General features: G+C 67.7%; 28 protein-coding genes and 1 pseudogene. 15 read left to right on the forward strand and 14 right to left on the reverse strand.

Features of this window, described 5'->3' with window-relative positions:
- Nucleotides 1-6: 6 nt before the first annotated feature.
- From B5F70_RS05345 to B5F70_RS10750, 4 genes are read right to left on the reverse strand one after another with little or no spacing between them, the layout of a single operon-like run.
- Entirely contained in the window at nt 7-1,272 is a 1,266-nt protein-coding gene (locus B5F70_RS05345; RefSeq protein ID WP_087204538.1) for an ABC transporter permease, read from the reverse strand.
- On the reverse strand, nt 1,265-2,191 hold the full coding sequence (locus tag B5F70_RS05350) for an ABC transporter ATP-binding protein (protein ID WP_087204539.1): 927 nt from the start codon (nt 2,189-2,191) through the stop codon (nt 1,265-1,267). The genes B5F70_RS05345 and B5F70_RS05350 overlap by 8 nt, the downstream gene beginning before the upstream one ends.
- A 31-nt stretch (nt 2,192-2,222) precedes the next feature.
- Nucleotides 2,223-2,987, reverse strand: a complete 765-nt coding sequence (locus B5F70_RS05355; protein ID WP_087204540.1) for a hypothetical protein — start codon at nt 2,985-2,987, stop codon at nt 2,223-2,225.
- On the reverse strand, nt 2,984-3,223 hold the full coding sequence (locus B5F70_RS10750; RefSeq protein ID WP_206383507.1) for a sigma factor-like helix-turn-helix DNA-binding protein: 240 nt from the start codon (nt 3,221-3,223) through the stop codon (nt 2,984-2,986). The genes B5F70_RS05355 and B5F70_RS10750 overlap by 4 nt, the downstream gene beginning before the upstream one ends.
- Nucleotides 3,224-3,675: 452 nt before the next feature.
- Between B5F70_RS10750 and B5F70_RS05365 the strand changes: the two genes are divergently transcribed.
- Genes B5F70_RS05365 through B5F70_RS05390 form a run of 6 tightly spaced genes read left to right on the forward strand, consistent with a single transcriptional unit; the run spans nt 3,676 to nt 8,597 of the window.
- Nucleotides 3,676-4,404 (forward strand): lantibiotic protection ABC transporter ATP-binding protein, encoded by a 729-nt coding sequence (locus B5F70_RS05365; protein ID WP_087204541.1) that lies wholly within the window; start codon nt 3,676-3,678, stop codon nt 4,402-4,404.
- Entirely contained in the window at nt 4,401-5,213 is an 813-nt protein-coding gene (locus B5F70_RS05370; protein WP_241145909.1) for a hypothetical protein, read from the forward strand. The genes B5F70_RS05365 and B5F70_RS05370 overlap by 4 nt, the downstream gene beginning before the upstream one ends.
- A gap of 56 nt (nt 5,214-5,269) precedes the next feature.
- Nucleotides 5,270-6,049 (forward strand): lantibiotic ABC transporter permease, encoded by a 780-nt coding sequence (locus B5F70_RS05375; RefSeq protein WP_241145910.1) that lies wholly within the window; start codon nt 5,270-5,272, stop codon nt 6,047-6,049.
- Nucleotides 6,042-6,467 (forward strand): hypothetical protein, encoded by a 426-nt coding sequence (locus B5F70_RS05380; RefSeq protein WP_087204543.1) that lies wholly within the window; start codon nt 6,042-6,044, stop codon nt 6,465-6,467. The genes B5F70_RS05375 and B5F70_RS05380 overlap by 8 nt, the downstream gene beginning before the upstream one ends.
- 25 nt (nt 6,468-6,492) lie before the next feature.
- Nucleotides 6,493-7,155: a response regulator transcription factor gene (locus B5F70_RS05385; protein WP_087204544.1), complete on the forward strand. Its 663-nt coding sequence runs from the start codon at nt 6,493-6,495 to the stop codon at nt 7,153-7,155.
- On the forward strand, nt 7,143-8,597 hold the full coding sequence (locus tag B5F70_RS05390) for a HAMP domain-containing sensor histidine kinase (protein WP_087204545.1): 1,455 nt from the start codon (nt 7,143-7,145) through the stop codon (nt 8,595-8,597). The genes B5F70_RS05385 and B5F70_RS05390 overlap by 13 nt, the downstream gene beginning before the upstream one ends.
- 407 nt (nt 8,598-9,004) lie before the next feature.
- On the opposite strand, the gene B5F70_RS05400 is transcribed toward B5F70_RS05390, so the two are convergent.
- Nucleotides 9,005-9,211: a helix-turn-helix transcriptional regulator gene (locus B5F70_RS05400; RefSeq protein WP_087204547.1), complete on the reverse strand. Its 207-nt coding sequence runs from the start codon at nt 9,209-9,211 to the stop codon at nt 9,005-9,007.
- A 6-nt stretch (nt 9,212-9,217) separates the two neighbouring features.
- Nucleotides 9,218-9,532 (reverse strand): DUF6442 family protein, encoded by a 315-nt coding sequence (locus B5F70_RS05405; protein ID WP_087204548.1) that lies wholly within the window; start codon nt 9,530-9,532, stop codon nt 9,218-9,220.
- 61 nt (nt 9,533-9,593) lie between these two features.
- Here B5F70_RS05405 and B5F70_RS05410 point away from each other — a divergent pair, with 61 nt between their 5' ends.
- From B5F70_RS05410 to B5F70_RS05430, 5 genes are all read left to right on the forward strand, one after another.
- Nucleotides 9,594-10,097 (forward strand): hypothetical protein, encoded by a 504-nt coding sequence (locus B5F70_RS05410; protein ID WP_087204549.1) that lies wholly within the window; start codon nt 9,594-9,596, stop codon nt 10,095-10,097.
- 672 nt (nt 10,098-10,769) lie between these two features.
- Complete coding sequence (locus tag B5F70_RS05415) at nt 10,770-11,138, forward strand: GntR family transcriptional regulator (protein ID WP_087204550.1); 369 nt, start codon at nt 10,770-10,772, stop codon at nt 11,136-11,138.
- 53 nt (nt 11,139-11,191) lie between these two features.
- Nucleotides 11,192-12,112 (forward strand): ABC transporter ATP-binding protein, encoded by a 921-nt coding sequence (locus tag B5F70_RS05420; protein ID WP_087204551.1) that lies wholly within the window; start codon nt 11,192-11,194, stop codon nt 12,110-12,112.
- A complete protein-coding gene (locus tag B5F70_RS05425) occupies nt 12,113-12,838 on the forward strand; it encodes an ABC-2 transporter permease (protein WP_087204552.1) in 726 nt (241 codons plus the stop codon).
- Nucleotides 12,839-14,224: 1,386 nt separating this feature from the next.
- Entirely contained in the window at nt 14,225-15,571 is a 1,347-nt protein-coding gene (locus B5F70_RS05430; RefSeq protein WP_241145911.1) for a hypothetical protein, read from the forward strand.
- Nucleotides 15,572-15,853: 282 nt separating this feature from the next.
- Here B5F70_RS05430 and B5F70_RS05435 read toward each other — a convergent pair whose 3' ends face one another.
- The 5 genes from B5F70_RS05435 to B5F70_RS05455 form a co-directional block, all read right to left on the reverse strand.
- Nucleotides 15,854-16,507, reverse strand: coding sequence for a class I SAM-dependent methyltransferase (locus tag B5F70_RS05435; protein WP_206383508.1), 654 nt, complete (start codon nt 16,505-16,507; stop codon nt 15,854-15,856).
- 75 nt (nt 16,508-16,582) lie between these two features.
- Nucleotides 16,583-17,170 carry a TetR/AcrR family transcriptional regulator gene (locus tag B5F70_RS05440; RefSeq protein ID WP_087204640.1) on the reverse strand — a complete coding sequence of 196 codons (588 nt, stop codon included), beginning with the start codon at nt 17,168-17,170 and terminating at the stop codon, nt 16,583-16,585.
- Nucleotides 17,171-17,700: 530 nt separating this feature from the next.
- Nucleotides 17,701-18,144 carry a zinc ribbon domain-containing protein gene (locus B5F70_RS05445; RefSeq protein ID WP_087204553.1) on the reverse strand — a complete coding sequence of 148 codons (444 nt, stop codon included), beginning with the start codon at nt 18,142-18,144 and terminating at the stop codon, nt 17,701-17,703.
- A gap of 182 nt (nt 18,145-18,326) precedes the next feature.
- Nucleotides 18,327-20,828 (reverse strand): transglutaminase domain-containing protein, encoded by a 2,502-nt coding sequence (locus B5F70_RS05450; protein ID WP_087204554.1) that lies wholly within the window; start codon nt 20,826-20,828, stop codon nt 18,327-18,329.
- 235 nt (nt 20,829-21,063) lie between these two features.
- The gene (locus B5F70_RS05455) at nt 21,064-21,423 is read right to left on the reverse strand and encodes a HigA family addiction module antitoxin (RefSeq protein ID WP_087204641.1); all 360 of its coding nucleotides are present in this window, start codon (nt 21,421-21,423) and stop codon (nt 21,064-21,066) included.
- Here B5F70_RS05455 and B5F70_RS10670 point away from each other — a divergent pair.
- A complete protein-coding gene (locus tag B5F70_RS10670; RefSeq protein ID WP_162607516.1) occupies nt 21,352-21,573 on the forward strand; it encodes a hypothetical protein in 222 nt (73 codons plus the stop codon). The two genes, B5F70_RS05455 and B5F70_RS10670, sit on opposite strands and share 72 nt — an antisense overlap.
- Here the strand turns inward: B5F70_RS10670 and B5F70_RS05460 are convergent.
- Entirely contained in the window at nt 21,537-22,199 is a 663-nt protein-coding gene (locus tag B5F70_RS05460; RefSeq protein ID WP_087204555.1) for a hypothetical protein, read from the reverse strand. The genes B5F70_RS10670 and B5F70_RS05460 overlap by 37 nt on opposite strands.
- A 363-nt stretch (nt 22,200-22,562) precedes the next feature.
- Here B5F70_RS05460 and B5F70_RS11000 point away from each other — a divergent pair.
- Together B5F70_RS11000 and B5F70_RS11005 are read left to right on the forward strand one after the other, a co-directional pair.
- A pseudogene (locus tag B5F70_RS11000) lies at nt 22,563-22,646 on the forward strand (hypothetical protein); the annotation flags it as partial.
- A 42-nt stretch (nt 22,647-22,688) separates the two neighbouring features.
- On the forward strand, nt 22,689-22,982 hold the full coding sequence (locus tag B5F70_RS11005) for a hypothetical protein (protein WP_343283724.1): 294 nt from the start codon (nt 22,689-22,691) through the stop codon (nt 22,980-22,982).
- A 197-nt stretch (nt 22,983-23,179) separates the two neighbouring features.
- On the opposite strand, the gene B5F70_RS05470 is transcribed toward B5F70_RS11005, so the two are convergent.
- Both B5F70_RS05470 and guaA read right to left on the reverse strand, forming a co-directional pair.
- Complete coding sequence (locus B5F70_RS05470) at nt 23,180-23,497, reverse strand: hypothetical protein (RefSeq protein ID WP_087204557.1); 318 nt, start codon at nt 23,495-23,497, stop codon at nt 23,180-23,182.
- 193 nt (nt 23,498-23,690) lie between these two features.
- Nucleotides 23,691-24,674, reverse strand: coding sequence for a glutamine-hydrolyzing GMP synthase (gene guaA, locus B5F70_RS05475; protein ID WP_087204558.1), 984 nt, complete (start codon nt 24,672-24,674; stop codon nt 23,691-23,693).
- A gap of 205 nt (nt 24,675-24,879) precedes the next feature.
- On the opposite strand from guaA, the gene B5F70_RS05480 reads away from it, so the two are divergent.
- The gene (locus B5F70_RS05480) at nt 24,880-25,467 is read left to right on the forward strand and encodes a carbonic anhydrase (protein WP_158094942.1); all 588 of its coding nucleotides are present in this window, start codon (nt 24,880-24,882) and stop codon (nt 25,465-25,467) included.
- Nucleotides 25,468-25,512 lie beyond the last annotated feature (45 nt).

Raw genomic sequence — 25,512 nt, forward strand, 5'->3', positions numbered from 1 at the left:
AAGCGATCACGCCACCTGACGACGGCGGAAGGAGATTGCGGCGACAGGGGTCGCTGCAACTACGAGAACAGCGTAGACCGCGACCACCATGCCGATGAGGTCGAACACCACCGGCCCCATAGGATAGGACTCGAACGCCGCGAAGAGCATGTTGAAATTCGCGAAGTTGAGCGGGAAGAGCGCGAGCGCGCGCTCGAGCACTCCGATCCCGCCCGACGGAACAAGCCCCGTGAGCAGCACGAGCACAACGTCTGCCAGGAACACCGCAAGGGTTGAGCGCGTGCGCGAGGACATGGCGAGGGTAAGACACACGAAGCCCAGACACGTCGCATACATAAGGCCAACCGTTATGAGCGCCGCCTGCCCCACCGTAAGCGGATACGGCGAGGAGAGCGCGATGCTCTGTATAGAGAGGCCAAACCCGTCGGCACCGTAGAACACGAGCGAGAACCCTACGATGACGGAAGCGCAGAGCAGGAAATACACCGTTGCATAGGCGAGCGCGGCGACGACCTTCGCCGTAACGAGCGTGGAGCGGCCGCGCCTCGTGGCGAGCACCACCGCGTCCGCGCCGGACTGGTACTCGAAGGAGAACGTGGGCGCAAGCGTCACGCACACCGCCAGGATCGCGAAGACGAGAAACGCCGAGCAGTCGATGATATTGCCCCAGCCGCCCACGTAACCGTACGCGATCGGTTCGGCGACACCCGCCTGCTTCTCAGTCCAGTAGGCGCGCTCGGCGTCCGTGTACTCCCACATGCCGGCCTGACCGTCGTCGAGGGCGTCCTGGGTCAGCGCGGAGACGGCACCGTACCACCCCGCCGCCATCTCGGGCGTCACGCGCGCGGCCGTCTGGGCGGGCTCCTCCCCCGTCGCGCGCCACGGCCTGAGCAGCATGCTCCAGTACGGGTTGTAGAGCTCGTAGACCTCCTCGTCGCTGAAGTTCTGGAACATGAGGTCGTACACCGCCGATCCCGTCATCGTAAGAACCGCATCGCGGTCGATCCGCGAGAAGACCCGCTCTTGGTAGGCGGCGATGTCGGCGGCGGCGCGCTCGGCGGTGATCGGGCCGGCGTGCGCCTCGTCCTCAGAGCGCGCCTGTGCGATGGCCTCCATGCCGGAGACGATCTGTCCTTCGCTATTCGACTGCCGGTTCTGCACCACGTTGAGCGTCATGATGCCGATGAGGAACACTGTAACGCCGATGTTGGCTGCGAGCGCAACCCGGCGCGTGAGCATCTTCTTGAGTTCGAACCACATGAGTCTAGCCATGGCGAGCCTCCTTGAAATGCGAGCCGCCCCTTCCCTCAAAGCGAGCGGCGGGTGATTCGCTGCGGAACACGTAGAGATAGAGGTCCTCGAGGGTGGGGGCAACCGGCTGGGAGCCTTCGACCTCGGGCGCATCGGCGACATACCGCACCAGAGCGCTGCCGCCATCGAGATAGCGCACGTTGCTCGCGCACAGCCCGCTCTCAAGCGCCTCCGCCCGAACGGCGGGAACGACCGCTTCCCACACCTTGCCCTGCGCCTCGGCGACGAGCTCTCCGGGCGCGCCCGCGAGCACCACGGAGCCCGCGCGCATCATGAGGATCTCGTCGGCGATATGCTCCACGTCGGAAACGATGTGCGTGGAGAGCAAGACGATCTTGTCCTGCGAGAATCCCGAGATGAGATTGCGGAAGCGCACGCGCTCCTTGGGGTCGAGCCCTGCGGTGGGTTCGTCCAGCACGAGCACCTCGGGGTCGTTGAGCACGGCCTGCGCGATGCCCAGGCGCTGGCGCATGCCCCCCGAAAACGTGCGGATGCGACGGCGCTCCTCCCCTTTGAGGCCCACTCGTTCGAGCAGCGCAAGGGAACGGTCGCGGGCGTCGCGGCGCGAGAGGCCCTTGAGCGCGCCCATGTACTCCATAAAGTCGAGCGCCGTAAACTCCGGATAGTAGCCGAAGTCCTGCGGCAGATAACCGAGGAGCGCACGGTAGCCGTCACCCCTGCGCGAAATGGGCACGCCGTCGCAGCGCACCTCGCCGGAAGTGGGCCGCAGTACACCGCATATTATCCGCATGAGCGTGGTCTTTCCGGCGCCGTTCGCCCCCAGCAGGCCGTACACACCGGGTGTGAGTACCGTGCTCACGCGGTCAACCGCGATTTTTGGACCAAACCGCTTGGTCACCCGATCGAGCGTCAGCTCCATGTTGATAACCCTCCTTTGAGTCATAAGCCTGTTAGCACGCCGCAGCCGGCGTCGGCACATCGGCAAAGCCGGACGCCGCCGCCCGAAGCCACGCGCGCACCTCGACCACCGCGAAGAAGAACGCGGCGGCGGATGCCGCCCACCACGCAACCGCCGCCGCGGGGCCAAATGCCGCCGGATAGACGGTGCGCGCCACCACGCAGGCGGCACAGACCGCAACCGCCGCCGCAACGGCGCCCACGGTCGCGTCCGCGCTGGCAGCCCGCCGCGCAACGAGAAGCCCCGCACCGAAAGCCGCCAGGTAAGGCGCGAGCCCCTGCGGAAACACGGCCCAGGGCGCAGAGCCCGCACCGGCGATTACCGCCAGCAACCCGATGGCCAGCGCATCGGCGCAGCAAAGGACAAGCGCTCGCGCGCACGCCGCCGCCTGCGCGTTCACCGGGCAAGCGGCCTCCAGCTCCGCCATGCCGCAGGAACGGGAGCGCGTGATGCTCACCAGCGTAGAGAGCGCGAGCACCGCGCCCAGAACCGCCGAGGCAACGCCGGTGCCCACGCCGGAGAGGGCGCACGGCACCGCTAGGAGGACGAGCCCCGCGTGAAGCGCCCACGCGCCGGCACCGATACGCCGCGCCTGCTCGGCAACGACCTCAAATGCGGGCGGCCGCGCAGGACGCGCCATCTCGGCCGCAACCGCCTCCACGAGCGCACGGGGCGCCTCGGCATCGGCGACGTCGACCGCCCTGCGGTAATGGTCTCTCAAGGCGTCTTCGACCTCGCGCCTCTCGCATACCTTCATCTAGAACCTCCCTGCCCCAATCCTCGGACTCCCAAATCGGCACGCAGCGCCTCGAGCGCTGCGGCCACGGCGCGCGCCGCGGCGAATCGGCTCATCCCGAGCGCCCGCCCTACCTCGCCCATCGTGAGCTCCTGGCCGTACCTCAGCTCCAGCACCTCGCGCTGGGCGCGGGGTAGCCGAGCAAGCGCCGCGGCGAGGTCGCGTCCGGCGTCGGCATCCTCCGGTCCCCCCTCCATCCGCGAGCCCCTCGGGAAGATCAGCCCACGACATCGCGCGGTCCCGCACCATATCGGTGCAGACGTTGCGCGCGATCGTGATGAGATAGGCGCGGGCGCGACCTTGCTCCCGATAGCGCGACCGGGCGCGGACGAAGCGCAGGAACGTCTCCTGAACGGCGTCTTCGGCGAGCCCTGCCGGCGCATGTCTCACGCAGTAGCGCATCACGTCCGCGTAATGCTCGCCCACAAAGCGCTCCGCTTCGCCGATCCTTTCGTTCCTGTCGCCCACGCAATCACCTCCCTTTACCCCTATTAACGGCCGCGCGCGCCAAGATGAGCGGTCGATTTGATTCCAAGTGGCAACCGTTACGGCTTCGTTAGAAATCACCCGCACCATGGTACGCGTCACCAAAAGACGGCGTGCGGAGGGGCGACTCGCTCCGCACGCCCCGACGAGAAAGGGCACATCCATGGGCTTCATACTCGAGACCCGCGGACTCACCAAGCGGTTCGGCAGCGGCGCGCACGTGCAGACAGCCGTGAGCGACGTTTCCATCCATCTCACCGAGGGAGAGGTTTACGGACTCCTCGGCCCCAACGGTGCCGGCAAATCGACCACTCTCAAGATGATCTGCGGCATGCTGCGCCCCACCGAGGGCGAGATCCTCTTTGCCGGGCACGCTTGGCGTCGCGAGGACCTTTACGCGGTAGGCAGCCTTATCGAGGAAGCGCCGCTCTACCCCAATCTCACCGCGCGCGAGAACCTGCGCGTGCGCACCGCGCTCTTGGGGCTCCCCGAAAGCCGGATCGACGAGGTGCTCGCCGCGGTCGACCTCACCGGCACGGGGCGTAAGCGCGCCGGGCGCTTCTCGATGGGCATGAAGCAGCGCCTTGGGCTTGCGCTCGCGCTTCTTGCCCGGCCGCGCCTGCTCGTGCTCGACGAGCCCACCAACGGCCTCGACCCCCTCGGCATCGAGGAGCTGCGCGCTCAGATTCGCGGCTTCGCCGACGCGGGCACCACCGTGCTCGTCTCCAGCCATATCCTCTCTGAGGTGCAGCAGATGGCAGATTCCATCGGCATCATCTACCAGGGGCGGCTCGCCTATGAGGACCGGCTGCGCCCGGGCGAAGACCTCGAAGAGCTCTTCATGGCGGTCTGCCGCGAGGGTCGAGCCGCCCAGAGGGAGGTGGCGGCATGAGCCGAACCTTCGCGTGCGCTTCCGCGGAGCCGACATGCGGGGGCACGGAACGCGCCGGTGTGGGGCGCGCCCTTGCCGCCGAGGCGATGAAATCACGCCATGCGGCGCCCGTGCGCCTCGCCGTCCTCATGGCGCTCCCTATGCCGCTTCTTGGCGCGATGCCCTACCTCGGCAACCAGTCCTTTAGCGCATGGAATTATTGGTATGCGCTTTTCTTGCCGGTAACGCTCTCGCTCGTCGTCGCCTGCGTGGCGCAGGCAGACGCGCGGATGCAGATGCGCGGGGTGCGCGGCCTCGGGGCGCCGCTCGGGTGCGCGTGGTGGGCGAAGGCGCTCTGGTGCCTTGCGCTCTCCGTCCTCGCCAACGCCGTGGTGTTTGGCATCTATCTCGCGGGGTCCGCATTCACGACGCAGGGCATAACGCCCGCCGGCACGCTCACCATGCTGTGCTGCGCGCTCGTCAACGCGCTCACCACCGCGTGGATGATTCCGGCGGGCCTGTGGCTCACGGTGCGCGCAGGCATGCTCGCAGGCATCTTCTGCCCGCTCGCCGTGCAGCTCGTGGGCGGGTTTGCGTGGTCGATCGTTCCTCTGCCGCAGCTGTTCCCCCCATCCGCCTCGATGGTCATACCCACCAGCTTCATCCCCGTGCTCCCGAGCGGCGAGCCGCTTGCGGCCGACATGGCGCTCGGCGGCGCCCTCGCCTCGAGCGGCGCGCTCACCATAGCCGGCCTCGCGATCTGCGCGCTCTCGTTCGTCGCGCTCACCGCCGCCGGCGCCGCGTGGTTCGCACGCTCCGAGGAGAGGTGAGGTCCGTGTCTCGAAACGATAGGGGCACCATGGCAGCACAGGGGGCACGACCGCGCATGACCCTCCCTCGCGCGCTTCGCTCCGAGCGCCTGCGCCTGGCGCGCTCCCCGCTCCTGGTTGCGCATCTCGCCTGCGGCCTTGCAGGCGGTCTCGCCTGCGGAGAGTACTTCTGCGTCGCCCGCTGGGACCCGGCAATGAGCGCAGACGCCTACGCGCAGTTCCTCGGCGCCCTCATGCCGCTTATGTCCGGCATCGTCTGCGGGCTCGCCATAGACGAGGAGCGCGCGGCGGGCGGCCTCGCCCACCTGACGGCAATCCCCTCACGCGGTAGGGCGATCGCGGCCGCATGGGTCGCCTTGGCGACGCTGGGAGCGAGCGCCCTCGCCCTGGCATTCAGCGTCTTTGGCGCTATGCTCGCCGCCGCGGGCCGCCTGCCCCTCGGCCCCCTGCCGCTTATAGCCTCTTGGGCGGGCACCGTCCTCGGCAGCCTCCCCCTGTATGCAATCGGGCTCGCCCTCTCGCTGCGCTTGGGGCGCAACGCCGTCATCGGCGTCGGCGCCGCAGGGACGCTCGTCGCGTTCTTCTCGGTCGGCGGTCTCGCGCACGGTCTCATGACCGGCGAGCTCACCGGCCTGGCGCCGAGTCCGCTCGCCTGGATTCCCTTCTCGTGGCCGGCGCGCCTGGGCTCGCTCGGGGCGGAGGTCTTCATCGACGCCGCCCGCGCCGCCGCACCCCTCGTCGCAACCGCGCTTGCCGGCGCCGCCCTCTCCGCGCTGACCGCCGGCCTCCTCATCGTGTGGTTCCGTACCTTTGAGGGAGGGCGGTCGGATGCGTAGCAGACGGGTCCTCGGCGCAATCGCGCTCGTGCTCATCACCGCGGCGCTGCTAACGGGCGGCCGCATGCTACTCGATGCCGGATGGGGCGCGGCGCTGCGCTCGCTTGCCGACCGGCTGCTCCCCCTTCCCGAAATGACCGTGTACGCGCCCGCCCCCGAACCCGGCAGCCACGTGAGCTCCTATGCCGATGCAACGGGTGCGGGGACGAACTACGTGTACCTGGTCAACGCAGCAGACGCGAACGGTGTCACGCACGAGCTTCAGCTCATTTTCTTTGGCGGCGAATCGAGCGGCTCCGGTTGGCTCCGCATCGAGGCTCGCGGCGGCTCGGGCGTGCGCTACTCCCCTTGCGCCGCAGAGGAGGTGCCCATCGCCGCGCGCGGGGCATGTGCGCCGCAAGGGACCTTACCGGTATAATCCCCCCAGAAAGAAGGAGTCGACGGTGGCGGTAATTCTGGCGATAGACGATGAGCGCGCGATTCTCGACGCGCTGGCACGGGTCCTCGGGCGCGACGGCCACCACGTTACCCGCATCGATGACCCGACGACCGTTCCCGGCATGAATCTCGCGCACGTCGACCTCGTGCTCTGCGACGTCATGATGCCCGCGCTCGACGGCTTCGAGCTGGTGCGGCGGATCCGTCCCGCGTTCGACGGACCCATTCTCTTTCTCACCGCCAAGGTGGCCGAGGAGGACGCCGTCACCGGTTTGAGCATGGGTGCCGACGACTACATCCGCAAGCCCTTTGGGACTGCCGAGCTGCGCGCCAAGGTTGCCGCCCACCTGCGCCGCGAGGCGCGGCCCCACGCCCATGCGCTCGCCTTTGGCGCGGTGCGCCTCGACCTCGGGGCGCGCGAGCTTACCGTGAACGGCGCGAGCGTACCGCTCACACCCACCGAGTACGGCATCTGCGAGCACCTCGCCCGCCACCCCGGACAGGTCATGAGCCGCGCCCAGCTGCGCGAGGCGGTGCGCGGATGGGAGAGCGACGCCGACGACGCCGCCATATCCATGCAGGTCAGTCGTGCCCGCAAGAAGCTTGCCGAGGCGGGCGCCGACCCGATTGCGACCGTTTGGGGGATGGGATACAAATGGCAGCTATAGCATCGGACGGGGAGATGCGCGGCACAAGCGCCGGCATGCCGCTCGCGTTTGCGATCGGGCGCTACTTCATCTACGCCTTCGCCGGCGTCGCCGTCGCATGGGTCATCGCGTTCATGGGCATCTCGGCCGCCATCAACATGGGCTGGGTCTTTGAGGCGAGCTGGGGTCCGGCCAACGTCCGCACGGTTGCAGAGGACCTGGCGGCCGAGGGCGTCCGCGGGCCGCAGGACATCCCCACGGCATACCAATACCTCATCATCGATGCCCGCGGCAAGACGCTCATGACAGACCTCACCGGCGAGCGCCTCGCCCGGGCAGAGGAGATGGCGCGAGCGGCGCTCGACGCCGAGCGGGATGCGGTGGAGATTGAGGGCGGGGGTGCCGGCCTCACCTACGCGGCCTTTCCCTTACGGGACGGCGGTGCCTGCGCGCTCGTCTCGGAGTACCTGCCGCAATGGGTCTCTCGCGACCTTTTTGGCGTGCTGCCCAACCCGCAGAACCTCATGCTTTTGGGCGCCGCCCTGGGCAGCGCCCTCGCCCTCGGCCTTGTCGCACACCGCGCGAGCCGCGTGATAGCGCGCAAGATGGCGCCGCTCACGCAGGCGGCGGAGCGCATCGGGGATGAGGAGCTCGACTTTGCCGTGCAGCGCACCAACGTGCGCGAGATCAACGCCGTGCTCGACGCGATGGATGCCATGCGCGTCTCGCTCGCCGCATCGCTCGACGCCCGGTGGTCCGCGGAGCGAGCGCAGCGAGAGCAGGTGGCGGCGCTCGCCCATGACCTCAAGACGCCGCTCACCGTTTTGCACGCCAATGCGGACTTTGTTGCCGAGGAGCTCGCCGACGGCGAGGGCCTGGACGAAAACGCGCGTGCGGAGCTCGCGGCCGCAGCGCATGACATCGCCCGCGGTACAGAGCAGCTCGATGGGTACGTGCACGTGCTCATCGAGGCCTCGCGCGGAGGTGAAACGGCGCGCAAGACGCCTGTCCGGCCGGCGGCCCTGTACCAGCAAATCGCCGCAGAAGCCGAGCCCGTTGCCCGGGCTCACGGCATTGAGCTCGCAGGCGCGATCGACCCAGCCGCCGCCAGCGTGCGCGAGGTGCCGCTCGATACGACCTCGCTTACGCGCGCCGCGGCGAACCTCGTCTCCAACGCCGTCGAGCATGCGCGCTCGCGCGTTGAGATCACCTGCACGATGGTCGACGAATCGCTCTCCATCTCCGTCGCCGACGATGGGGCGGGGTTCTCGCCCGCCGCGCTCGACCACGGTTGCGAGCGCCTCTTCACCGATGACGCCTCCCGCGCCGCGCGCGACGGAAAACGACACTATGGCCTTGGGCTCTACACCGCCGCGGAGGCGGCGCGCGCCCATGGCGGGAGCATCTCGCTTGCCAACCGGCCCTCCGGCGGCGCCGTCGTCACCCTCACCATCCCGCTCTGATGCCACGATCGCACCGATTGCCCTGACGTATCGAGCCATTTACGATGTGTATCCGTCAAGTGGGCTATCCATCCAGCGGGCATGCTGAGCAACAGGAGGTGCCCCATGCTTCAAATCAAGGGCATCAAGCAGGTAATCCGTGAAACTGCGGAAACCTATGGACTCGTTAAGGTTACGCTCTTTGGTAGCTTCGCGCGCGGAGATGCAGGCGAAGCCTCGGACGTTGATCTCCTTGTTGAAACCTCCCGACCGCTCGGCTTCGCACGGAGGCCATCTACAACGAACTTGAAAGCGAGCTCGATCGCCCCGTCGACATCGTGTTCGGTGCTCATAACCTCTATCCGTCCGTAAGAGACGCCGTCAAATCCGAAGGGGTCGTGCTCTATGAGGCCCGGTAAACTCATTCCCTAGAAATAGAACAGGTCCTCGAACTTCTTGTCGAGGGCGATGCAGATAACGAGGGCGAGCTTCGCCGTGGGGCTGAACTGGCCCGTCTCGATGGAGCTGATGGTGTTGCGGGACACACCCACCAGCTGGGCGAGCTGCGCCTGTGAAAGCCCCCGCTCCGCCCTGGCCTCCTTGAGGCGGTTGCGCAGTACCAGCGACTCCTTCATACGCCCTCAGCCCTCAAGGGCGTAGAACCACAGCCATCCCAAAGAGATGGCGAGGCACAGCGTCGCCATAAGCAGGGCGGAGACGTCCTTTGTGGTGTGCCACTTATAGGCCTGCGCCGCGGCAAGGTACCCGAATCCCATAGCGAGCAGGTCATACGGGTCATCACCCGTTACAGCGAGGCGGATGACGAACACCACGATAAGCACCGACGCCATTCCGATGGCGCCCCACACGCTGGCTTGATCCGCTATGCGGCATTCACGCTCGTCGTGAAACCGGTTGTCCTGACGGCTCTGAGCAAGTATCTCTTCCCTGTCCATCCCTGCAGCCCTCGGCTATCATGGACGGAGATCACCATGCCGTGCGGCGGAAAGGATGCCCATGAACACCAAGCGGATTCTGAGCGCATTGCTCGTGGGCGCTCTCGCCCTCCCTCTCACCGGGTGCTTCGGGTTGCCCGACCTGACCGACACGGCAGCTCAAGCTGAAGATCTTGCCGCGCGGGCGCAGGACCTTGCCGACACGTTCTCAAACGTCGAATGGGGAAAGATCTCCCGCCTCGTGGTAAAGGATGCGACAACGGGCGAAGTCCTCGGTGAGGTAACGGACCAGACCGCTATCGAGCACGCCTTCTCACCCCTGTCCGGCGTGAACGGGTTTGCCGAAACCCCCGCCGAGCCCGCCGAGTACACCTTTGAGCTCTGGCAACCCGAGACGCAAAAGGCGGGCCAGAGCACCGAGGATCTCGACGAAGTCCAAGTGCTCTCTGCAACCACCTACCAAGACTCTTCGGTGGTTACGCTCGAGGTCAGCCCCATCGGCCTCACGCTCCACCTTGCAGCGCAGGACGGCACGGCCGAGGCGCTACGATCCCTCGTAAGCTGACCCCTCCCTCCGCGTCTCCTTTCCCGGCGCACGGTGAGACCGCGGGCTGAGCCCGCGCGACCGTTTTCCGGCACCCGACACCGCTCATACATTGGCGCGCGCATTGCCGCGCGTTTCGCCCGGGCCGCCGTACATTTCTCGCGGCAATGAACCCGGCAATGAACCCGCGAATGTACGGTCGGCAGAACCGCAGGTGGCGGGCCGTACATTTCCCCTCGCAATGTACCTGCGGCCCGATTTCGGCCCCCGCAGCGCATTTCCGGGTGCATTGCGCGCGATATTGCACCGAGGGGGCGGCAAAAAGCCCTGCAATGTACGCGGCAATGTACGCGGCAGTGTACGGCGCAGGCGCCCGTGAGCAAAACCCGCCGGGGAGCTCATGGCGCGGGGCAGAAAGCCCGGCAATGAACCCGGAGATGCACCCGCCCGCATATCCACCGTACGTGCGGTGCGCAGCGCAAGGCAGAAATGGCGTCATGTTACGAAAGAATCGACACCAAAAAAAGCTTGCACTGTGTATATGCGTGTATATACTGTACTTATCGGGTATACACAATATGCTCGACGGAGAGGGCGAGGACGTCCGCTCCCCTCCGAGCCGCCCAACGGGGACGCCCGCGGCGGCACCCCTTCGCGGGGACGCCCGCGAAGGCGAAGAGGAAGGATCACGACTTGGACATCATCATCTCAACCTCGAGCGGCAAGCCCATCTACGAGCAGATCACGGACCAGATCACGTCCGCCATCCTCACGGGCTCGCTCGCCGAGGGCGAGCAGTTGCCCAGCATCCGCGCACTCGCCAACAGCCTGCGCGTGAGCGCGATCACCACCAAGCGCGCCTACGCGGACCTCGAGGCGGCAGGCCTTATCGAAACGGTGCCGGGCAAGGGGAGCTTCGTTGCCGGAGGCAACGCCGAACTCATCCGCGAGGAGCAGATGCGCGAGGTGGAGGCGCTCATGGCACACGCCGTCGAACGCGGCCGCACCCTCGGCCTCACCGACGAGGAGCTCACCGAGATGCTCGCCCTGGTACTGGAGTAACCATCGCGTAAGGACGCTAAAGAAGCGCCCGCTCCGCAGAAAGGACGTCGACCATGGAAGCCATGGTATCGCCTACCCAAACCACCACCGTGCCCCTCATCGAGGCGCACGGCCTCACCAAGCACTACGACGGATTCTCGCTCGAGGGCGTCGACCTCACCGTTGCCGAGGGCGAAGTAGTGGGCTTTATCGGCCAGAACGGCGCCGGCAAATCCACCACCATCAAGGCGCTCTTGGGCCTCTTTCCCATCGACGGGGGCGAGGCGCGCGTACTCGGCTGTCCCAGCAAAGACCTCTCCCGCTCGGCGGGAGCCGCACGAAAAGAGGAGATCGGCGTCGTCTTTGACACGGTATCGCTCCCCGAGCACCTGAAGATCGCCGACGTGGGGCGCATCTACGCCCGCGCCTACCGCACGTGGGACGCCCGCCGGTTTCAACGCCTCACGGCTGCGTACGGGCTCGACGCCACAAAGACCGTGAAGGGACTCTCGCGCGGCATGGGCATGAAGCTCAGCCTCGCCTGCGCCCTCAGCCATCAGGCCCGGCTCCTCATATTGGACGAGGCGACGGCCGGTCTCGACCCCATGGCGCGCGACGAGATCTTAGACGAGCTGCGCTCCTTTGTTGCCGAGCCGGGGCACGCCATCCTCATGTCGAGCCACATCACCTCCGACCTCGAGCGCATTGCAGACCGCATCGTATGCATCGACGCCGGGCGCATCGTCTTCGACCTGCCCCGCGACGTCATCACCGACGAGATGGGCATCGCACGCTGCCGCGTGGCGGATCTGGAGCGCATCGCCGATTCCGGCATCATTCCGGAGGGCGCCCTCAGGTACCTCCGCCACGACTACGGCATCGACCTGCTCGTGCCCGACCGCTTCGCCTTTGCGGAGAACTTCCCCCAGATTCCCGTCGACCGCATGACCATCGACGACTACATGTCTCTCATCCTGAAGGGTGGTGTGCGATAAATGAAGCGCGCCTATCTGATCGAAATGACCATCTTTCGCGATTACGGCCGCCAACTGATGGGGCTCGGCCTTCTGGTGAGCCTCTGCATCGGGGTGGGCATGCAGACGCCGCTCGCTATGCCCGCAACCCTCACCTGCATGTTCTTTATGATGGCGTCGATGGGTCTCGCCGCCTACGACCAGCTCAACCATTGGGAGCTCTTCCGCCTGACGCTCCCGCTTTCGCGCCGTGATGTGGTACTCGGCCGTTACGCTGCCATCGTGACCATGGGGCTCATGGGCACAGCGGTGGGCATTGTCGCGGCGCTCATCGCGATGGTTGCCGTGAGCGCGCTGGATATCGGCGGAGAGGTGGGCGCGGCTTTTGCCTTTAGCCCCGACCTTCTTGCCCCCATGCTCTTCACCACGTTCTTCTGCCTGCTCATCGGCTCGGTTGTGGCGAGCGTGGTCACCCCGCTCTACTTCCGTCTGGGCCAGACGCGCGCCACGCAGATTCTCCCCACGGTCATCGTGCTCCTGTTTGTCGTCCCCGTCGTCATCCTCGGCAACAGCGGCATGCTCGACGGCGGCATCCCCGGGATGGAGCTCCTCTCCCACGCGCTCGAGGCACTCGAGACGCCGGCGGGCATGGCGGCCGGTTGCGCGCTCTGCGCCGCCCTCGCGGCGGCCGCCCTCGGCATCTCGGCGGCCATCTCCCTCAAGCTGTACGAGAACCGCGAGCTGTAACGAATTCCCGTAAGGAGTTCCTTCCCCCGTCGACAATGCCGCCATGGCACCCTCAGCCGTCCAGCCTCTCAGCGTGTGACATAGGGCCCGGTCTCTACCCGCCCCCATCTCTTGGGACCCACAAGATGACGTCCCCGGGATGGGGGCTTTTTCTGTAGGCGACCGGCACTTGCTCCGCCGCCCTACGCCCCTTGACGCGGTGTGGCAGGTTCGCCCCGCACGCACCGGGATGCGCAACCGGTGAAGGACCCGTGTGGAAGCGCGGTTTGAGGTTTGGGCCAGGTTCGCAGCCTATCATCTCGACACCGGCGTTTTTCTCCCCAACGCCAGAGAGGGTTAAGCGTACCGTCTCGCCCGGTCCGCGCTCCCGCAGGCGCATCGGACCGCGTCTTGCCCGGACCGCCGCACGCCCTAATCCCCGTTAATGCACCCTGTACATAATCCCCGGTAATGCACTCCGTACATAATCTGCGGCAATGAACCCGATAATGTATCCGATAATGTACTCGCGGAAAATCCGCAGCTAAAGGGGCGTACGTTTTGGACGGTAGTGAACCCGAGGGCAGAAAATCGCCTCGTTCGCACATAATCGGGTTCATTACCGCCGATTATGTACGGAGGCCGCGGACAAAAAGCCCTACAAAGAACTCGCTCATGTGCCCGGCGATGCACCTGAACGGATACCTTGGCGCAGGCGCACCTGCGCGACGCAGAACCCGAACCCTCGCGAGGCTGCCGCCGCACACATTACCGCCCGCGTTCCCGTGTGCGGAAATGCCACTTTCAAACCCCTCGGAGAGGCCAGAAGTGGCAATCTCGCACACGGGAACGCCGGGAGCGGAGCCGTCGTAGGTGACGTGTATGCCGAGGGCGGGGCCGTCGCAGGTGATACGCGTGTGTCTGGGTCGGGCGGCCACGGGCGACGCGCGCATACCTAGAGCCGGAGCGTTACGGATCGTCTGCTCGCTCAAGGGGCTAAGCGGTTACGGGCAATACGGACCGAGGGGGCGCGCCGTATCGGAACGCCCCCCTCGTTCTCCGCTAGCCTCAGACCTGCCTGCTGGCCTTACGGCGCATCCTCAGTCCAACGCTCGCGGCGCCGATTCCGAGGACCGCGAGAACCGCAACCGCGTTCACATGTGGGAGGAGCGGTATATGCATAAGCGCGACGAACGAGACGAGCGGAAGCACGGGCGTGGTTATTGGCGGCACGCGCAGGCGCGTCGGCACGATATGGGATGGCGGCTATATGAGCGCGGTCCTCGCCCGCGTGCGTAGCGACGACATGTGCCGCAATATTCTGCGCCGCGATGGGGGTATGGGCGGGAATTTGGGACGGGTGCTTAACCTGAGCGGCGATTGACGGAGCCGTTCGGGAGGTGCGCTGTGCGGGGGCTGGATGACGAGTACTGGGTGCCGGAGCATGTGAGGGAGTGGCTGCGGGGGCTGGGGTTCTCGCTGCCGCTGGAGGACATGGAGCCGCACATTCGCGCGTGGAATCAGTGGATGCGGGCGCTCGGCGACTTCTATGATTATCGCGATACTGATGGCGTTGGGCGCGTGTACGAGGTGCACCGGCGCTCGATCCACCCGGCGATGCGGGTGTGCCGGGAGTGGGGGTCGCTGTTGCTCAACGATCGCACGCAGGTTGCGTGCGAGGAGCAGGCGTGCACGGACTGGCTCGCCGAATGGATGGCGCGCACGGGGTTTCTCGCGAGCGCGCAGGAGTGCGTGGTACGGGCGTTCGGGCTGGGAACGGGCGCGTGGGCGCTCTGGGTGGACGCCGGTTCGCGCGAGGTGCGCGTGCGGCGCTACGACGCTCGCATGGTGGTGCCGCTCACGTGGGACGAGGAGGGCGTGACCGAGTGCGCGTTCGTGACGCGGGCGTTCTGGAGGGGACGTGCCATCGACCAGGTGCAGCTGCACCTTAAGGGCGCTGCCGACGCGTTCTTCTCGCCTGGCGAATCATCTGGAGGGGCTTCGGCGGCGGGTCCTTCTCGCGTGACTGACGATGAAAGCGAGGGCACGTACAGGATCGTGACGGCGTGCTTCGACCGGGACGGGAACAGGGTCGAGCCGGAGGGCGTGTGCCCGGTGTACGACACGGGGTCGCCGTGGCCGACGTTCTCGCTTGTGAAGCCGGCAATCGACAACACGCGCGTGGACATGTCGCCCTACGGGCAGTCGGTGTTCGCGGACGCGGTGGACGCGATCCAGGCGGTCGACCTCTGCTACGACGCGATGATGAGCGAAATCGACAACGGGAAGATGCGCGTGTTCCTCTCGGACGTGATGTTCGACGTCGAGCGCGACGGGAAGGGCGGGAGGGTCTCCATCCCCTTCGGCAAGGCTGACTGCACCGTGTTCAGGAAGGTCATGAGCACGGAGGACACGATCCACGAGTTCGCGCCGACGCTGCGCACGGAGGCGCAGGCGCGGGCGTTCAGGGTCGCGCTGCAGACGCTCGGCGACCTGTGCGGGTTCGGCATCAACTACTTCGACCTCGAGAGCGTCGGGTACGTGAAGACGGCCACGGAGGTGTCGGCGGACGACTCGGCGCTGATGCGCAACATCCGCCGCCACGAGCACGCGCTCGAGGGCGCGATCGCGGGGATCTGCCGCGCACTCATGGCGGCCGAGCGCAGGCTCGGGGTGGAGCTGCCCGACGAGGGTCTCGTGCGCGTGACGTTCGACGACAGCATCATCACGGACACGACGGCCGAGAAGCGCTAGGACATGGACGAGGTCGCGGCGGGCCTGCTGGAGCCGTGGGAGTACCGCGCCAAGTGGCGCGGCGAGGACGAGGCGACCGCGAGGACAGCCGCCCGATCGGGGCCATCCGCCGCCGGGCTGGGGTGACACCTCCGCCGGGAGCGGACAGCCCTCGATGGGCAGCGGACGGCGGTGGCGGCGCCCCGGGTGGCGGCGGATGGCTCGACGTCCTTCTCGTCCTTCTCGTTAGTCGCCGTCCGCATTGATGGATCTGTTGTCGGGAGGGGTTGGGGACGGTCCGCCTCAGGCACCCTTGCGCGCGACGGCAACGCAGGCGGTCGAGCCCACGCGACGCCAGGACACGTCGCTGAACCAGGTGCCGAGGATGCGGCGCATCTCGGCCTCGGAGTAGATGCGGACGTCCCCCTCGCGCGAACGCGGCATCCACGCGTTCATGATCGCGCGGGCGGGCGCCGGCTGCCACGCGTCGCCGACGACGAGTGCGCCGCCGGGCGCGAGCACGCGCCACGCCTGGAAGGCGGCGCGCTCGGGGTCCGGGTAGTGGTGGAAGGAGTCGTTGCACCAGGCGGCGTCGAACGAGCCGTCGCGGAAGGGCAGGCGCTCGGCGTCGCAGAGCAGGACGTCGGCCCGCCCGCCCAGGCGCGCCCTCGCGGCCTCGGCCATCCTCGGAGACAGGTCCACGCAGGTGAGGCGCGCGCCCGGGAGCCCCTCGAGCGCCAGCTCGGCGAGGGCGCCCGTGCCGCAGCCCAGGTCGAGCAGGCGCGGGGCGGGCCTCCCGGCCGCGGCGCGCGCCACCTCCGCGAGCACGTGCGGGTAGAGCCGGCGCGCGTGATCGCCTTGCATGCTCTCGTCGTAGGTCGGCGCCTGAGCGTCGAAGGCCACGCGGGAGCGCGAGCGCAGCAGCTCGGCGTCCTTCTCGTCCATCCTGTTGTCCATCAGCTGTCCTTTCTGTTGAGCATTGTTCAATACCATCGGCCGAAAAGAGCCCCGGCCGGAGCCGGGGCGGGATCCCTAGTCGGCGGCGCCCCCCGAGCGGAACTCGGCGAGCAGCGCGCGGAGGTAGCGGCGGGCGACGGCGGTCGCGGCGCCGTCCGGCATGCCCAGGCCCGAGGCGAGGCCCACCGCGCCGTAGGTCATGATCGCGGCGAGCTCGTTGGCGTCGGGCGCAGGCGCACCGCGCGAGGCGGCGTCGGCCTCGAGCGCGGCGCGCAGGTGCGGCCGCACCGCCTCGCACATGGCGAGCGAGAGCCGGTCGTGGAGGGCGCCGTGGCCCTCGGCGTGGAAGAAGGCGGCGTAGGGGTAGCCGCCGCCCGCGCCGAGCTCGAGCGCGCGCTCGAGCCTCTCGTCCAGCGGGAGGTCCCTCTCGTCCAGGATCTCGCAGACGCCCTCGGCGCAGCGGCACGCGTAGTCCTCGATCGCCTCGGCGAACAGGCGCTCCTTGGAGTCGAAGTAGTGGTAGGCGAGCCCCGGCGCAACGCCCGCGGCGCGCGCGACGGCGCGCACGGACACGTTGTCGTAGCCCTCCTCGGCGAAGAGCCTCATGGCGCAGGCCAGCAGCTCGCGCCTGCGCTCCTCGGGGTCCATCACGGTTCTGGTCACGGCGGCCACCTCCTCGTGAAGGATGGTACACCTCGATTGAACATTGGTCAACGGTGGAGAGTGCAGTGGGTCGCCGCCAGTCAGCCCCCACACCCCACCACCACCCGCGAACGAGAACGAGAGAGCAGCAGCCCATCTGCCGTAGCGGAGTGCCGCGAGGAACCGACCCGACCTGCGCGCGTCAAACTCCCGGCAGGCCATGCCCAGAGCGGAGGCTGTGTATGCGCGCGGTGCGAGGGGCAGGCGGCGCAGTCGGCTGACCCGAGCCGGGAGCGACACGAAGGCGGAGCCGGCTGACCCGAGCCGCGGCGCGATACACGGCCGGAGCGGCGGGCGGGGCCGTGCGCGTCGCCCTCCGTGCGCAGGGCGGGGCGGGCCCGAGCCGTGCGCGCGACGGAGCGGAGGCAGGTGGGCTGCGGACGACCCTCGACGGGCAGCGGGTGGTGGTGGTGGGGTGTGGGCTATTAGATGATTCTGCTCTGCTTAGGCGTCAAAATCCCTTATCGGTAATTCGGACTTGCGTAAGGCTTTCATGCCCAGCGGCGAAGCGTCGGCAGAACGGCGCCGAGGAGCGACGCCGCCTCGTCCACGGTCCATCCCATCGCCTCGGCCATGCGCGGCGCGCAGTCCTCGATCATCTCGTCCATCGTGGTCTCGTAGGTGTAGGCGCCCCCGTCGTAGCACCAGCGGCAGAAGTCCTCGGTCTCGGATCCGTCCGCCTCGTGGCCGTGCTGGTCAGGGCCGGTGAACATCATGCCGCAGCTCTGACAGTAGTGCTCGGGCATGTCGAGAAGGGCGGTCACGGGGACGTCCAGCTCGCGAGCGATAAGCTTGAGCATGTCGATGCCGGGCTCGGTGGTTCCCTGCCCCCAGCGACTTATCGCCTGCCGCGTCACGTAGAGCCTGCGCGCCATCTCCTCCTGCGTGAGGCCCGCCTCCTTGCGGATGGCGGCGATGGTGTCCTTCATGGGCATGGGGCCCTCCTTGCTCAGGGTTTGCCTCGGCTTCTCTTGCAAGCCCATTGTCCCCAAGCTGCCCCGCGCCGCACAAGAAACAGCCTGTTGCGCGACCACCCACCTGCAAACGCGCGACATACCGCCCCGGTTATCGCGCACCCCCGATGCCCGCTTGCCCGTCCGCAAGCAGGGGGCTTCAATCAGGCCGAGAGCAGGCTTGGGTCGATGTAGTCGGAGAGCAGCGTGTCGGCCATCCACGACGAGTTGTACGAGCGGCCCTGGAGCGCCGGGTCGTCCTGGGCGAGCATCAGGTACTCGTCGGACGAGGTGGTGTTGGACTGGTCGCCCGGGTCGTTCCAGGTCGGGTCGACCACGACCCAGCTGCCGTCGATGTTCACGAGGTTCCAGGCGTGGTCGGTCGCGTAGACGCCGGGCTGCGGTGGCACGTTGCCGGACGCGTACACCGACTCGAGCCCGGCGCGGTCAGCGAGGAGCTTGAAGGTCTGCGCGTAACCGGAGCAGATCGAGCCGCCGTCGAGGATGAGCGTGCGCACGGTGGACGGGTCCTGGGTCGCGGCGTCCATCGAGAAGCTCCCGGAGCTGATGGCGTCGTAGTTGTACCAGAGGTTCTCGGCGATGTAGTCGTTGATGGCGCGCACCTTGTCGGCGTCGGACATGCCGTCGGTGATGATGTCCGCGACGATCTCGTCGGCCTTGTCGCTCACCTGCTGGCGCTGCTCGTTCAGGACGTCCTGGTCGTTGACTTGCTCCCACGGGGTCAGGCTGGTGACGGTGAGGAGCATCCTGCCGTCGCGGCGCGTTACCTGGTAGGTGGGGTTGCCGTTGAAGATGAGCGGGTTCTGGGCGCACGCCTCGAAGAGCGCGTCCGCGACGTTCGTGGTACCGGCCGCGTTGGCGTAGTCGGTGACGTCGATGAAGGTGTTGCCCGCGAGCAGGTTGGCCGCGATGTAGCGCACGAGGTCGGAGGAGGCGTTGACCTCGTAGGGCACGTCGGGCATCGTAGTGGAGGGCTGCTGGCTCGCCTGGACGGCGTCCCAATCGATGCCATCCTCGGCGTCGATGCGCGTGGGGATGCCCGACGGCGAGTTCTCGCGCTGGAGCTCGTCGAGCGCCTGCGTGGCCGCCTGCTTGACCGACTCGATACCGCCCGGCCAGTACGGCGCGAGCACGCCCAGCTCACCGGAGAGCGCGGTGCCCGGCACCGTGTAGGGGATCACGTACATGTCGACGTTGCCCGTGGTGAGGTGCTGCTCGTCCGGGCCGTACGTGAGGTACTCGTTGTCGGTCCGCGCGTTGTCGTAGTCGAGCTGGAGGCGCTGGATGCCCACCGTGCCGTCGGCCATGGAGACGTACTCGAACAGGCGCCACTTCATGTAGCCCACCGGGTCGGTGGCCTGGTCGGGCTCGGTGTCCGATCCCTGGTATATGAGCGCGGTGTAGGTCGCCGAGTCAATCGGCATCTTGCCCAGGAGGTCGTTTATGTTCCGGAAGTCGAAGGGCGACTGCTCGTCGTCGGGGCCGACCGCGATGACCGAGACGGACGCGTCCTTGACGTGCTCGGCGTTGGGGACGTAGTCGGCGACCTCGAGGCCCTGCTGCCCGGCGGCGGCGTCCTGGCGGTTCTCGAGGATCTCGTCCTCGGATTCGCTGACGAGCAGTTCGTCGAAGCGGCTGTTCTGCTGGAAGGTCCCGGCGACGCCGTCGTCCTGCATCATTTGGTTGAACTCGGCGGAATCGGCGTCGTAGTCGGCCGTGTCGATCGAGGTGTCCTGCGTCGAGGCGAGCAGGTCGTAGGTGTAGCGGTCGAGGGAGCTCGTCGACGTCTCGTCGACGGCCGACAGGTAGACCTCGTAGTGGTCGGCCCCCTCGACCGGGTCCCACGAGACCGAGAGCGTGCCGGTCCCGGTCACGCTGATCTGCACGTTATCCGGCTCGGCGAGCGCGTCCTCGTCCTTGTCGACGTCGTTGGCGACCGTGAAGTAGGTGACCTCGGGCTTGTCGAGCTTCTCGCCGTCCGAGCCTATGTAGCGGACCAGGTAGTAGCCGCCGAAGCCGTACCAGCGCCCGAGCGGGACGAACTCGTCGGACTCGGCGTCGTCGAGGTGGAAGATGTCGATCGCGTCGGTGTCGTTGCCGTTCTCGTCGCGCACGCGGGGGTCGGCGGGCGACACGTATAGGGCGTTCTCCCCGTCGTCGCTCTCGAACATCGAGACCGTCGTCGGGAACTCGTGCGAGAACGAGCTGTCGGTGTAGACGCGCACGGCGTCGTAGGGGTTCGTGTTGCCGATCTGGTCGAAGCTGTCGAAGGTCATGTCGATGCCGTCGTCGACCGGGAACTCGAACTCATAGCAGTCGTCGAGGTCGAGCTGGGCCTCCTGCAGGCTGTACTTATCGGGGTCGAGGGCGCTGTAGTACGCCGGCCCGCCCGACGCTCCCGCGCCGCCGCCGGAGCCACCGGAACCGCCCGAGACCATGGGGAGGACGACGAAAATGCCGAGCACGGCGACCAGCACGACCACGACCGCTACCGCCACGGCGATCGGCAACACGCGCCGCTTGGGGCCAGGGGGCGTCGGAGATGCGGGCGCCTTGTCGGAGCTGGGGTCGTCGAGCTTGGCTCCGCACGCCGGGCAAAATCTCGCATCGTCGGAGATGGGCTGGTTGCAGTGAGGGCAGAGCATGTTGCCTCCCTAGGTCGTCTGGCTGTTCCCAGTATATTCCACCGTCGCGAGCTCCCCCGCGTGTCTTGGAAACCTTTACACAGCGCTCCGCATGGGAAGCAGACACCCTACTCGCAGATATGGCGAACGTAATGGCATCGCCACGATATGGGTACCGGGAGAGCCTTACCTCTATACCCGCATCACGATCAGGCACGGATTGCGTCGCGAAGGATACGGGCGCCGAATCGACCCATTAGAGAACAGCGGCAACCTGCGACCAGGGCTTGATCTTCTTAAGCTCAGGCTCTAGCTTACGCCGAGCAGCCTCGATGTCGTATGCCGCCTGAGCGCGAAGCCAGTATCCATCAGAGAGCCCGAAGAAGCGGCACAGCCGAAGATCGGTGTCCGCGGTAACAGAGCGCCGTCCTAGCACGATCTGTCCGATGCGCTGCGCAGGGATGCCCTTCTCCTTCGCTAGGCGATACTGGGGCAGTCCTACCCCGACTTCCAGCGGCTCGTCCTGCTGTCCGACTACTACGAGATGAGCCTCGACGAGCTCGTGAGGGGCGTCGACGTGGGCGACGTGCGCGCCCTCAACGAGTCCGACAAGCAGATCTCGTCGATCTACTCGGACGTCGAGCGGGGCAAGGAGGCGGCGCTCAGGGCTTGGCGGGCGTTCCTCGTCGTCGGCTGCGTCGTCCTGGCGCTCTTTGCCCTGGTGGTGGCCTACGGGGTTCTCGGCGGCGGTCTCTTCGTGAGGTAGGAACCCTCGGCGGGAGGCACGCGGGCGCGATGCCGGGCCGATCGGGGGGTGCGGGCCGCGGCGGCGACCCGCACCCCCATCCTCAGATTGCCCGCCTTCTCCCCATGGGCGACGCACTCGATGCGCATGGCCCCGTAGGCGGCGGCGCAGGCGTAGCGCGCGGGGTCGTAGCCGATGCGGTCGATCTCGGCGACGTCGTGCGCATCCTTCTCGCGCCCGCTCGCGACCTTGGCCGCGCGGACGGACTCGAGCGTGGCGCAGCCGATGACGGTGCCGCCCGGCAGCGCGCGCTCCTCGAAGAGGTCTCCCTCCGCGACGCCGGGGACGACCGCCTCGAGCAGGGCGTCGAAGCCGTCGGTCACCGCGAGCGCGGCGTTGCGCTGGCGCAGATCGCGGCCCTCGAAGTGGAACGGGCAGAAGCTCACGAGCACGCCGTCGACGAGCGCGTGGGCGCCGAAGTCGTTCTGGCTCTCGTTGCATCCCAGGTCGAGTGAGTCGAGCGCGGGGTCGTACAGGCCCTCCGCGGCGAGCCAGGCGCGCACGGCGGGCATGTCGCCCAGGCGCACCGAGACGTCCACGTCGCCGTGGGGCCTCCCGGAGTCGCGCCCGGAGGCGACCCAGGGCACGAGGCCTCCCTGGAGGTATGCCCTCCCGGCGAGGCCGGGGGCGGTCAGCACCCGCAGGGCGCCCGCGCGCCTGCGGGAACGGGACGGGGCTGATCGATGGGAAGGTGTTGGCGTTCTTTGCCATGGCTGTCTTCTCTCTATCCGGTCGCGGGCTGCAGGGACCCGCCCCGGCGACGCCGGGGTCGCGGCCCGCGCTGCTGTCAGGCTCATCGGCTAGAGGGAAGTCGTCATGCGCGCCTCCTCGCGAGGGGACATCTGGAGTGATTCTACCCACGACGAGACCCATGGACGCGCGGAGACGAGAGGCGCCCCGCGGGAGGTTCCCGCGGGGCGCCCAGCGGCACGGTCGCGGAGCTCGCGCGGCGCGTCATCGCGGGCGAGTTCGGCAACGGGGACGCGCGGCGCGCGGCTCTGGTGAGCCGCTACTCGGAGGTGCAGGCTGAGGTGAGCCGCATCCTGGCGGGCGGCTCCGGCGGGGACGCGTCCCAGGTGCCGGCGGCCGACGACGTGGACGACCTCGCGCGTCGGGTGATCGCGGGCGAGTTCGGAAACGGCGCGGCGCGCAAGGCCGCGCTGGGCGACCGCTACGCGGAGGTCCAGGCTCGAGTGAACGAGATGCTGGGCGCCGGGGGCTTCTCGGGAGGCTCGTCTGATGGCGCGGACGTCGACGCCCTGGCGCGCGCCGTCATCCGCGGCGACTACGGCAACGGGGCCGAAAGAAAGCGCCGTCTGGGGTCGCTCTACGGCGCCGTGCAGGCGCGCGTAAACGAGATCCTGTCGTGACGCGCGAGGACGCCCGCTGGGGCGCGGCCACGGCGCTCGCCGTTCTGCTGTGCCTGGGCGCGCTGCCCCTCGTGCCGCTGCTCTGGCTCGCGGGCAGGCTCGATCCGTAGCGTTCCGTCGCTTCACGAAGGTCTACACAAGGAGAGGCCCTCGCCCCTGGGATGGGGCGAGGGCCTCCGTCGCTACCGCCTCCGTCGCTACCGCCTCCGGCGCGGGCCGTCGCTGAGCGTCGGGAAGTCGCGGTGCCTGGGGCCGTCCACGAGCACCTCGTACCACCACTCCCGGCTCCTCGGGCCGTCCGCCGCGAGGTCGTCTATCAGGCGGGTCTGGGCGACCTCGTCGAGCTCCGCGAACTCGTCGCGCATCGCGTTCTCGATGGCGGTGGAGCTCTCGATCATGTCGTGCAGGATATGCTTCTTCTCCTCGAGGGTGAAGCTCTCGGGCGAGATGTCCACGAGCTCCGCCATGAAGTAGGCGTGGTCCTCGGCGTCCTTGAGTGCCTTCCAGTCGGTCATGCTTGCGCTCCTTTTCTCCTCCCCTGGGGCTCCAGGGCCCTCTGTGGCGGTACGAATTCCGGTACGAATAAACCCGAACGGAGCGCTTCCCAGTGTGACGAAGGGTTCTGCCCGACTTGGACAAAACCCTTCGTTGACCTGCTATTTTGTTACTTTTTGCTCAGAAGCATAGCGAACCGTTTTGAGGGGCGAATTACTCCCATTCGATGGTGCCGATGGGCTTGGGCGTCAGATCCATCGCTACGCGGCAGATGCCCGGCACCTCGACGAGAATGCGCTCGGTGATGCGCTTCATAAGGGCCCAATCGAGCTCCGGCACCGTTGCCGTCATCGCGTCGACCGTGTTGACGGCGCGGATGATGGCCGGCCACTCGTAGGCGCGCTTGCCGTCGCGCACGCCGGTGGCGCGCATGTCCGGCACCACCACGAAGTACTGCCAGACCTTGCCGGCAAGACCCGCCTCGGCAAACTCCTCACGCAGGATGGCGTCGGCCTCGCGCAGGGCCTCCAGACGGTCACGCGTGATGGCGCCGAGGCAGCGCACGCCCAGGCCGGGGCCCGGGAACGGCTGGCGCTCGACCATGGACTCGGGGAGCCCCAGCGCGCGGCCAACGACCCGCACCTCGTCCTTAAACAGGAGCTTTACGGGCTCGACGAGCTCGAACGTAAGGTCCTCGGGCAGACCGCCCACATTATGGTGCGCCTTTACGCCGTCGGACTCGAGGATGTCGGGGTAGATGGTGCCCTGAGCCAGGAAGTCCACCTCACCGGCGACCTTGCGGGCCTCCTCCTCAAACACGCGGATGAATTCGGCGCCGATGATCTTGCGCTTGCGCTCCGGCTCGGCCACACCCGCCAGCAGGTCGAGGAAGCGGTCGGTCGCGTCCACGTAGACGAGGTTCGCGTCCATCTGGTTGCGGAACACGTCGATGACCTGCTCGGACTCACCCTTGCGCATGAGGCCGTGGTTCACGTGCACGCAGATGAGCTGACGCCCCACCGCGCGGATGAGCAGCGCCGCCACAACGCTCGAATCCACACCGCCCGAGAGCGCGAGCAGCACGTTCTTGTCACCGATCTGGGCGCGCAGGGCCTCGACCTGCTCGCCGATGAACGCTTGGGCGAGCTCGGGGGTGGTGATGCGGACCATGTCGTCGGGACGCTTGTTGGGATCCATGGGGCCTCCTCGTTGCGGGGGGTTCATACCTGCTGCCAGTATAGACGGCTGGTCGCTGGGGGCGCGACCCCGGCGACCCTTACCGGTAGCGCGCCCTCGGCGAACGTCCCGCTGGCGGGGCGCCCGGTGCATCCCGCCCGGCAGTCGCGGTCGCCGCGGGCGCCCCTATGGCCTACCATGGAAGCACCACCCGGAAAGGATGCCCATGAACGCTCACGACACCGCATGCTCCCCCACCGCCCCCGCGCCCGTCGACGCGGTCCTCGCCCACAACCGCGCGTTTGCCGCTGCCGGCGCCGCGAGCCCGCGCCCCGCCACCGGCAGACCCGCGCGCGGCCTCGCCATCGTCACCTGCATGGACGCGCGCCTGACGCGCCTTCTGCCCGCCGCGCTCGGCCTTGCGGACGGCGACGCCGCCCTCATCCAGGTCGCCGGCGCCACTATCGTCGACCCGTACGGTGAGGCCATGCGCTCGCTGCTCGTCGCGGTGGGCGAGCTCGGCGTCCGACACATCATGGTGATCGGCCATACCGACTGCGGCACCTGCGGCATGCATGCCGACCATCTCGCGCACGCCCTCGTCGAGGCGGGCGTGCCGGCCGAGCAGATCGCTCGCGAGCGAGCCGCCCATCCGGAGCTCGACCGGGTCCTCACCGGTTTTGCCAATCTTGCCGACGAGGTGGCTTCAAGCGTCCGCACCATCCGCACCCATCCGCTCATGCCCGTGGGCGTGCACGTCACCGGCTATACCATCGACATCGAGACAGGCGCGCTCACGCCGGTTGCGGCGTGAGGCTGAGCGAGCTGTAACCTAGGCGCCTGCCGGGGTACCATGGCA

This window comes from Collinsella sp. An268 (assembly GCF_002159765.1).
GTDB lineage: Bacteria > Actinomycetota > Coriobacteriia > Coriobacteriales > Coriobacteriaceae > Coprousia.

Excerpts from the sequence above, each read along its gene's own strand:
- B5F70_RS05480 (WP_158094942.1), top strand. The coding sequence starts at position 24,880 with ATGAACGCTCACGACACCGCATGCTCCCCCACCGCCCCCGCGCCCGTC.
- B5F70_RS05350 (WP_087204539.1), bottom strand. The coding sequence starts at position 2,191 with ATGGAGCTGACGCTCGATCGGGTGACCAAGCGGTTTGGTCCAAAAATC.
- B5F70_RS05405 (WP_087204548.1), bottom strand. The coding sequence starts at position 9,532 with ATGGACAGGGAAGAGATACTTGCTCAGAGCCGTCAGGACAACCGGTTT.
- B5F70_RS10670 (WP_162607516.1), top strand. The coding sequence starts at position 21,352 with ATGAGCCTCGACGAGCTCGTGAGGGGCGTCGACGTGGGCGACGTGCGC.
- B5F70_RS05410 (WP_087204549.1), top strand. The coding sequence starts at position 9,594 with ATGAACACCAAGCGGATTCTGAGCGCATTGCTCGTGGGCGCTCTCGCC.
- B5F70_RS05380 (WP_087204543.1), top strand. The coding sequence starts at position 6,042 with ATGCGTAGCAGACGGGTCCTCGGCGCAATCGCGCTCGTGCTCATCACC.
- B5F70_RS05375 (WP_241145910.1), top strand. The coding sequence starts at position 5,270 with ATGACCCTCCCTCGCGCGCTTCGCTCCGAGCGCCTGCGCCTGGCGCGC.
- B5F70_RS05370 (WP_241145909.1), top strand. The coding sequence starts at position 4,401 with ATGAGCCGAACCTTCGCGTGCGCTTCCGCGGAGCCGACATGCGGGGGC.
- B5F70_RS05400 (WP_087204547.1), bottom strand. The coding sequence starts at position 9,211 with ATGAAGGAGTCGCTGGTACTGCGCAACCGCCTCAAGGAGGCCAGGGCG.
- B5F70_RS05390 (WP_087204545.1), top strand. The coding sequence starts at position 7,143 with ATGGCAGCTATAGCATCGGACGGGGAGATGCGCGGCACAAGCGCCGGC.
- B5F70_RS05355 (WP_087204540.1), bottom strand. The coding sequence starts at position 2,987 with ATGAAGGTATGCGAGAGGCGCGAGGTCGAAGACGCCTTGAGAGACCAT.
- B5F70_RS05445 (WP_087204553.1), bottom strand. The coding sequence starts at position 18,144 with ATGCCCATGAAGGACACCATCGCCGCCATCCGCAAGGAGGCGGGCCTC.
- B5F70_RS05425 (WP_087204552.1), top strand. The coding sequence starts at position 12,113 with ATGAAGCGCGCCTATCTGATCGAAATGACCATCTTTCGCGATTACGGC.
- B5F70_RS10750 (WP_206383507.1), bottom strand. The coding sequence starts at position 3,223 with ATGGAGGGGGGACCGGAGGATGCCGACGCCGGACGCGACCTCGCCGCG.
- B5F70_RS05420 (WP_087204551.1), top strand. The coding sequence starts at position 11,192 with ATGGAAGCCATGGTATCGCCTACCCAAACCACCACCGTGCCCCTCATC.
- B5F70_RS05365 (WP_087204541.1), top strand. The coding sequence starts at position 3,676 with ATGGGCTTCATACTCGAGACCCGCGGACTCACCAAGCGGTTCGGCAGC.
- B5F70_RS05450 (WP_087204554.1), bottom strand. The coding sequence starts at position 20,828 with ATGCTCTGCCCTCACTGCAACCAGCCCATCTCCGACGATGCGAGATTT.
- B5F70_RS05345 (WP_087204538.1), bottom strand. The coding sequence starts at position 1,272 with ATGGCTAGACTCATGTGGTTCGAACTCAAGAAGATGCTCACGCGCCGG.
- guaA (WP_087204558.1), bottom strand. The coding sequence starts at position 24,674 with ATGGATCCCAACAAGCGTCCCGACGACATGGTCCGCATCACCACCCCC.
- B5F70_RS05470 (WP_087204557.1), bottom strand. The coding sequence starts at position 23,497 with ATGACCGACTGGAAGGCACTCAAGGACGCCGAGGACCACGCCTACTTC.
- B5F70_RS05435 (WP_206383508.1), bottom strand. The coding sequence starts at position 16,507 with ATGGACAACAGGATGGACGAGAAGGACGCCGAGCTGCTGCGCTCGCGC.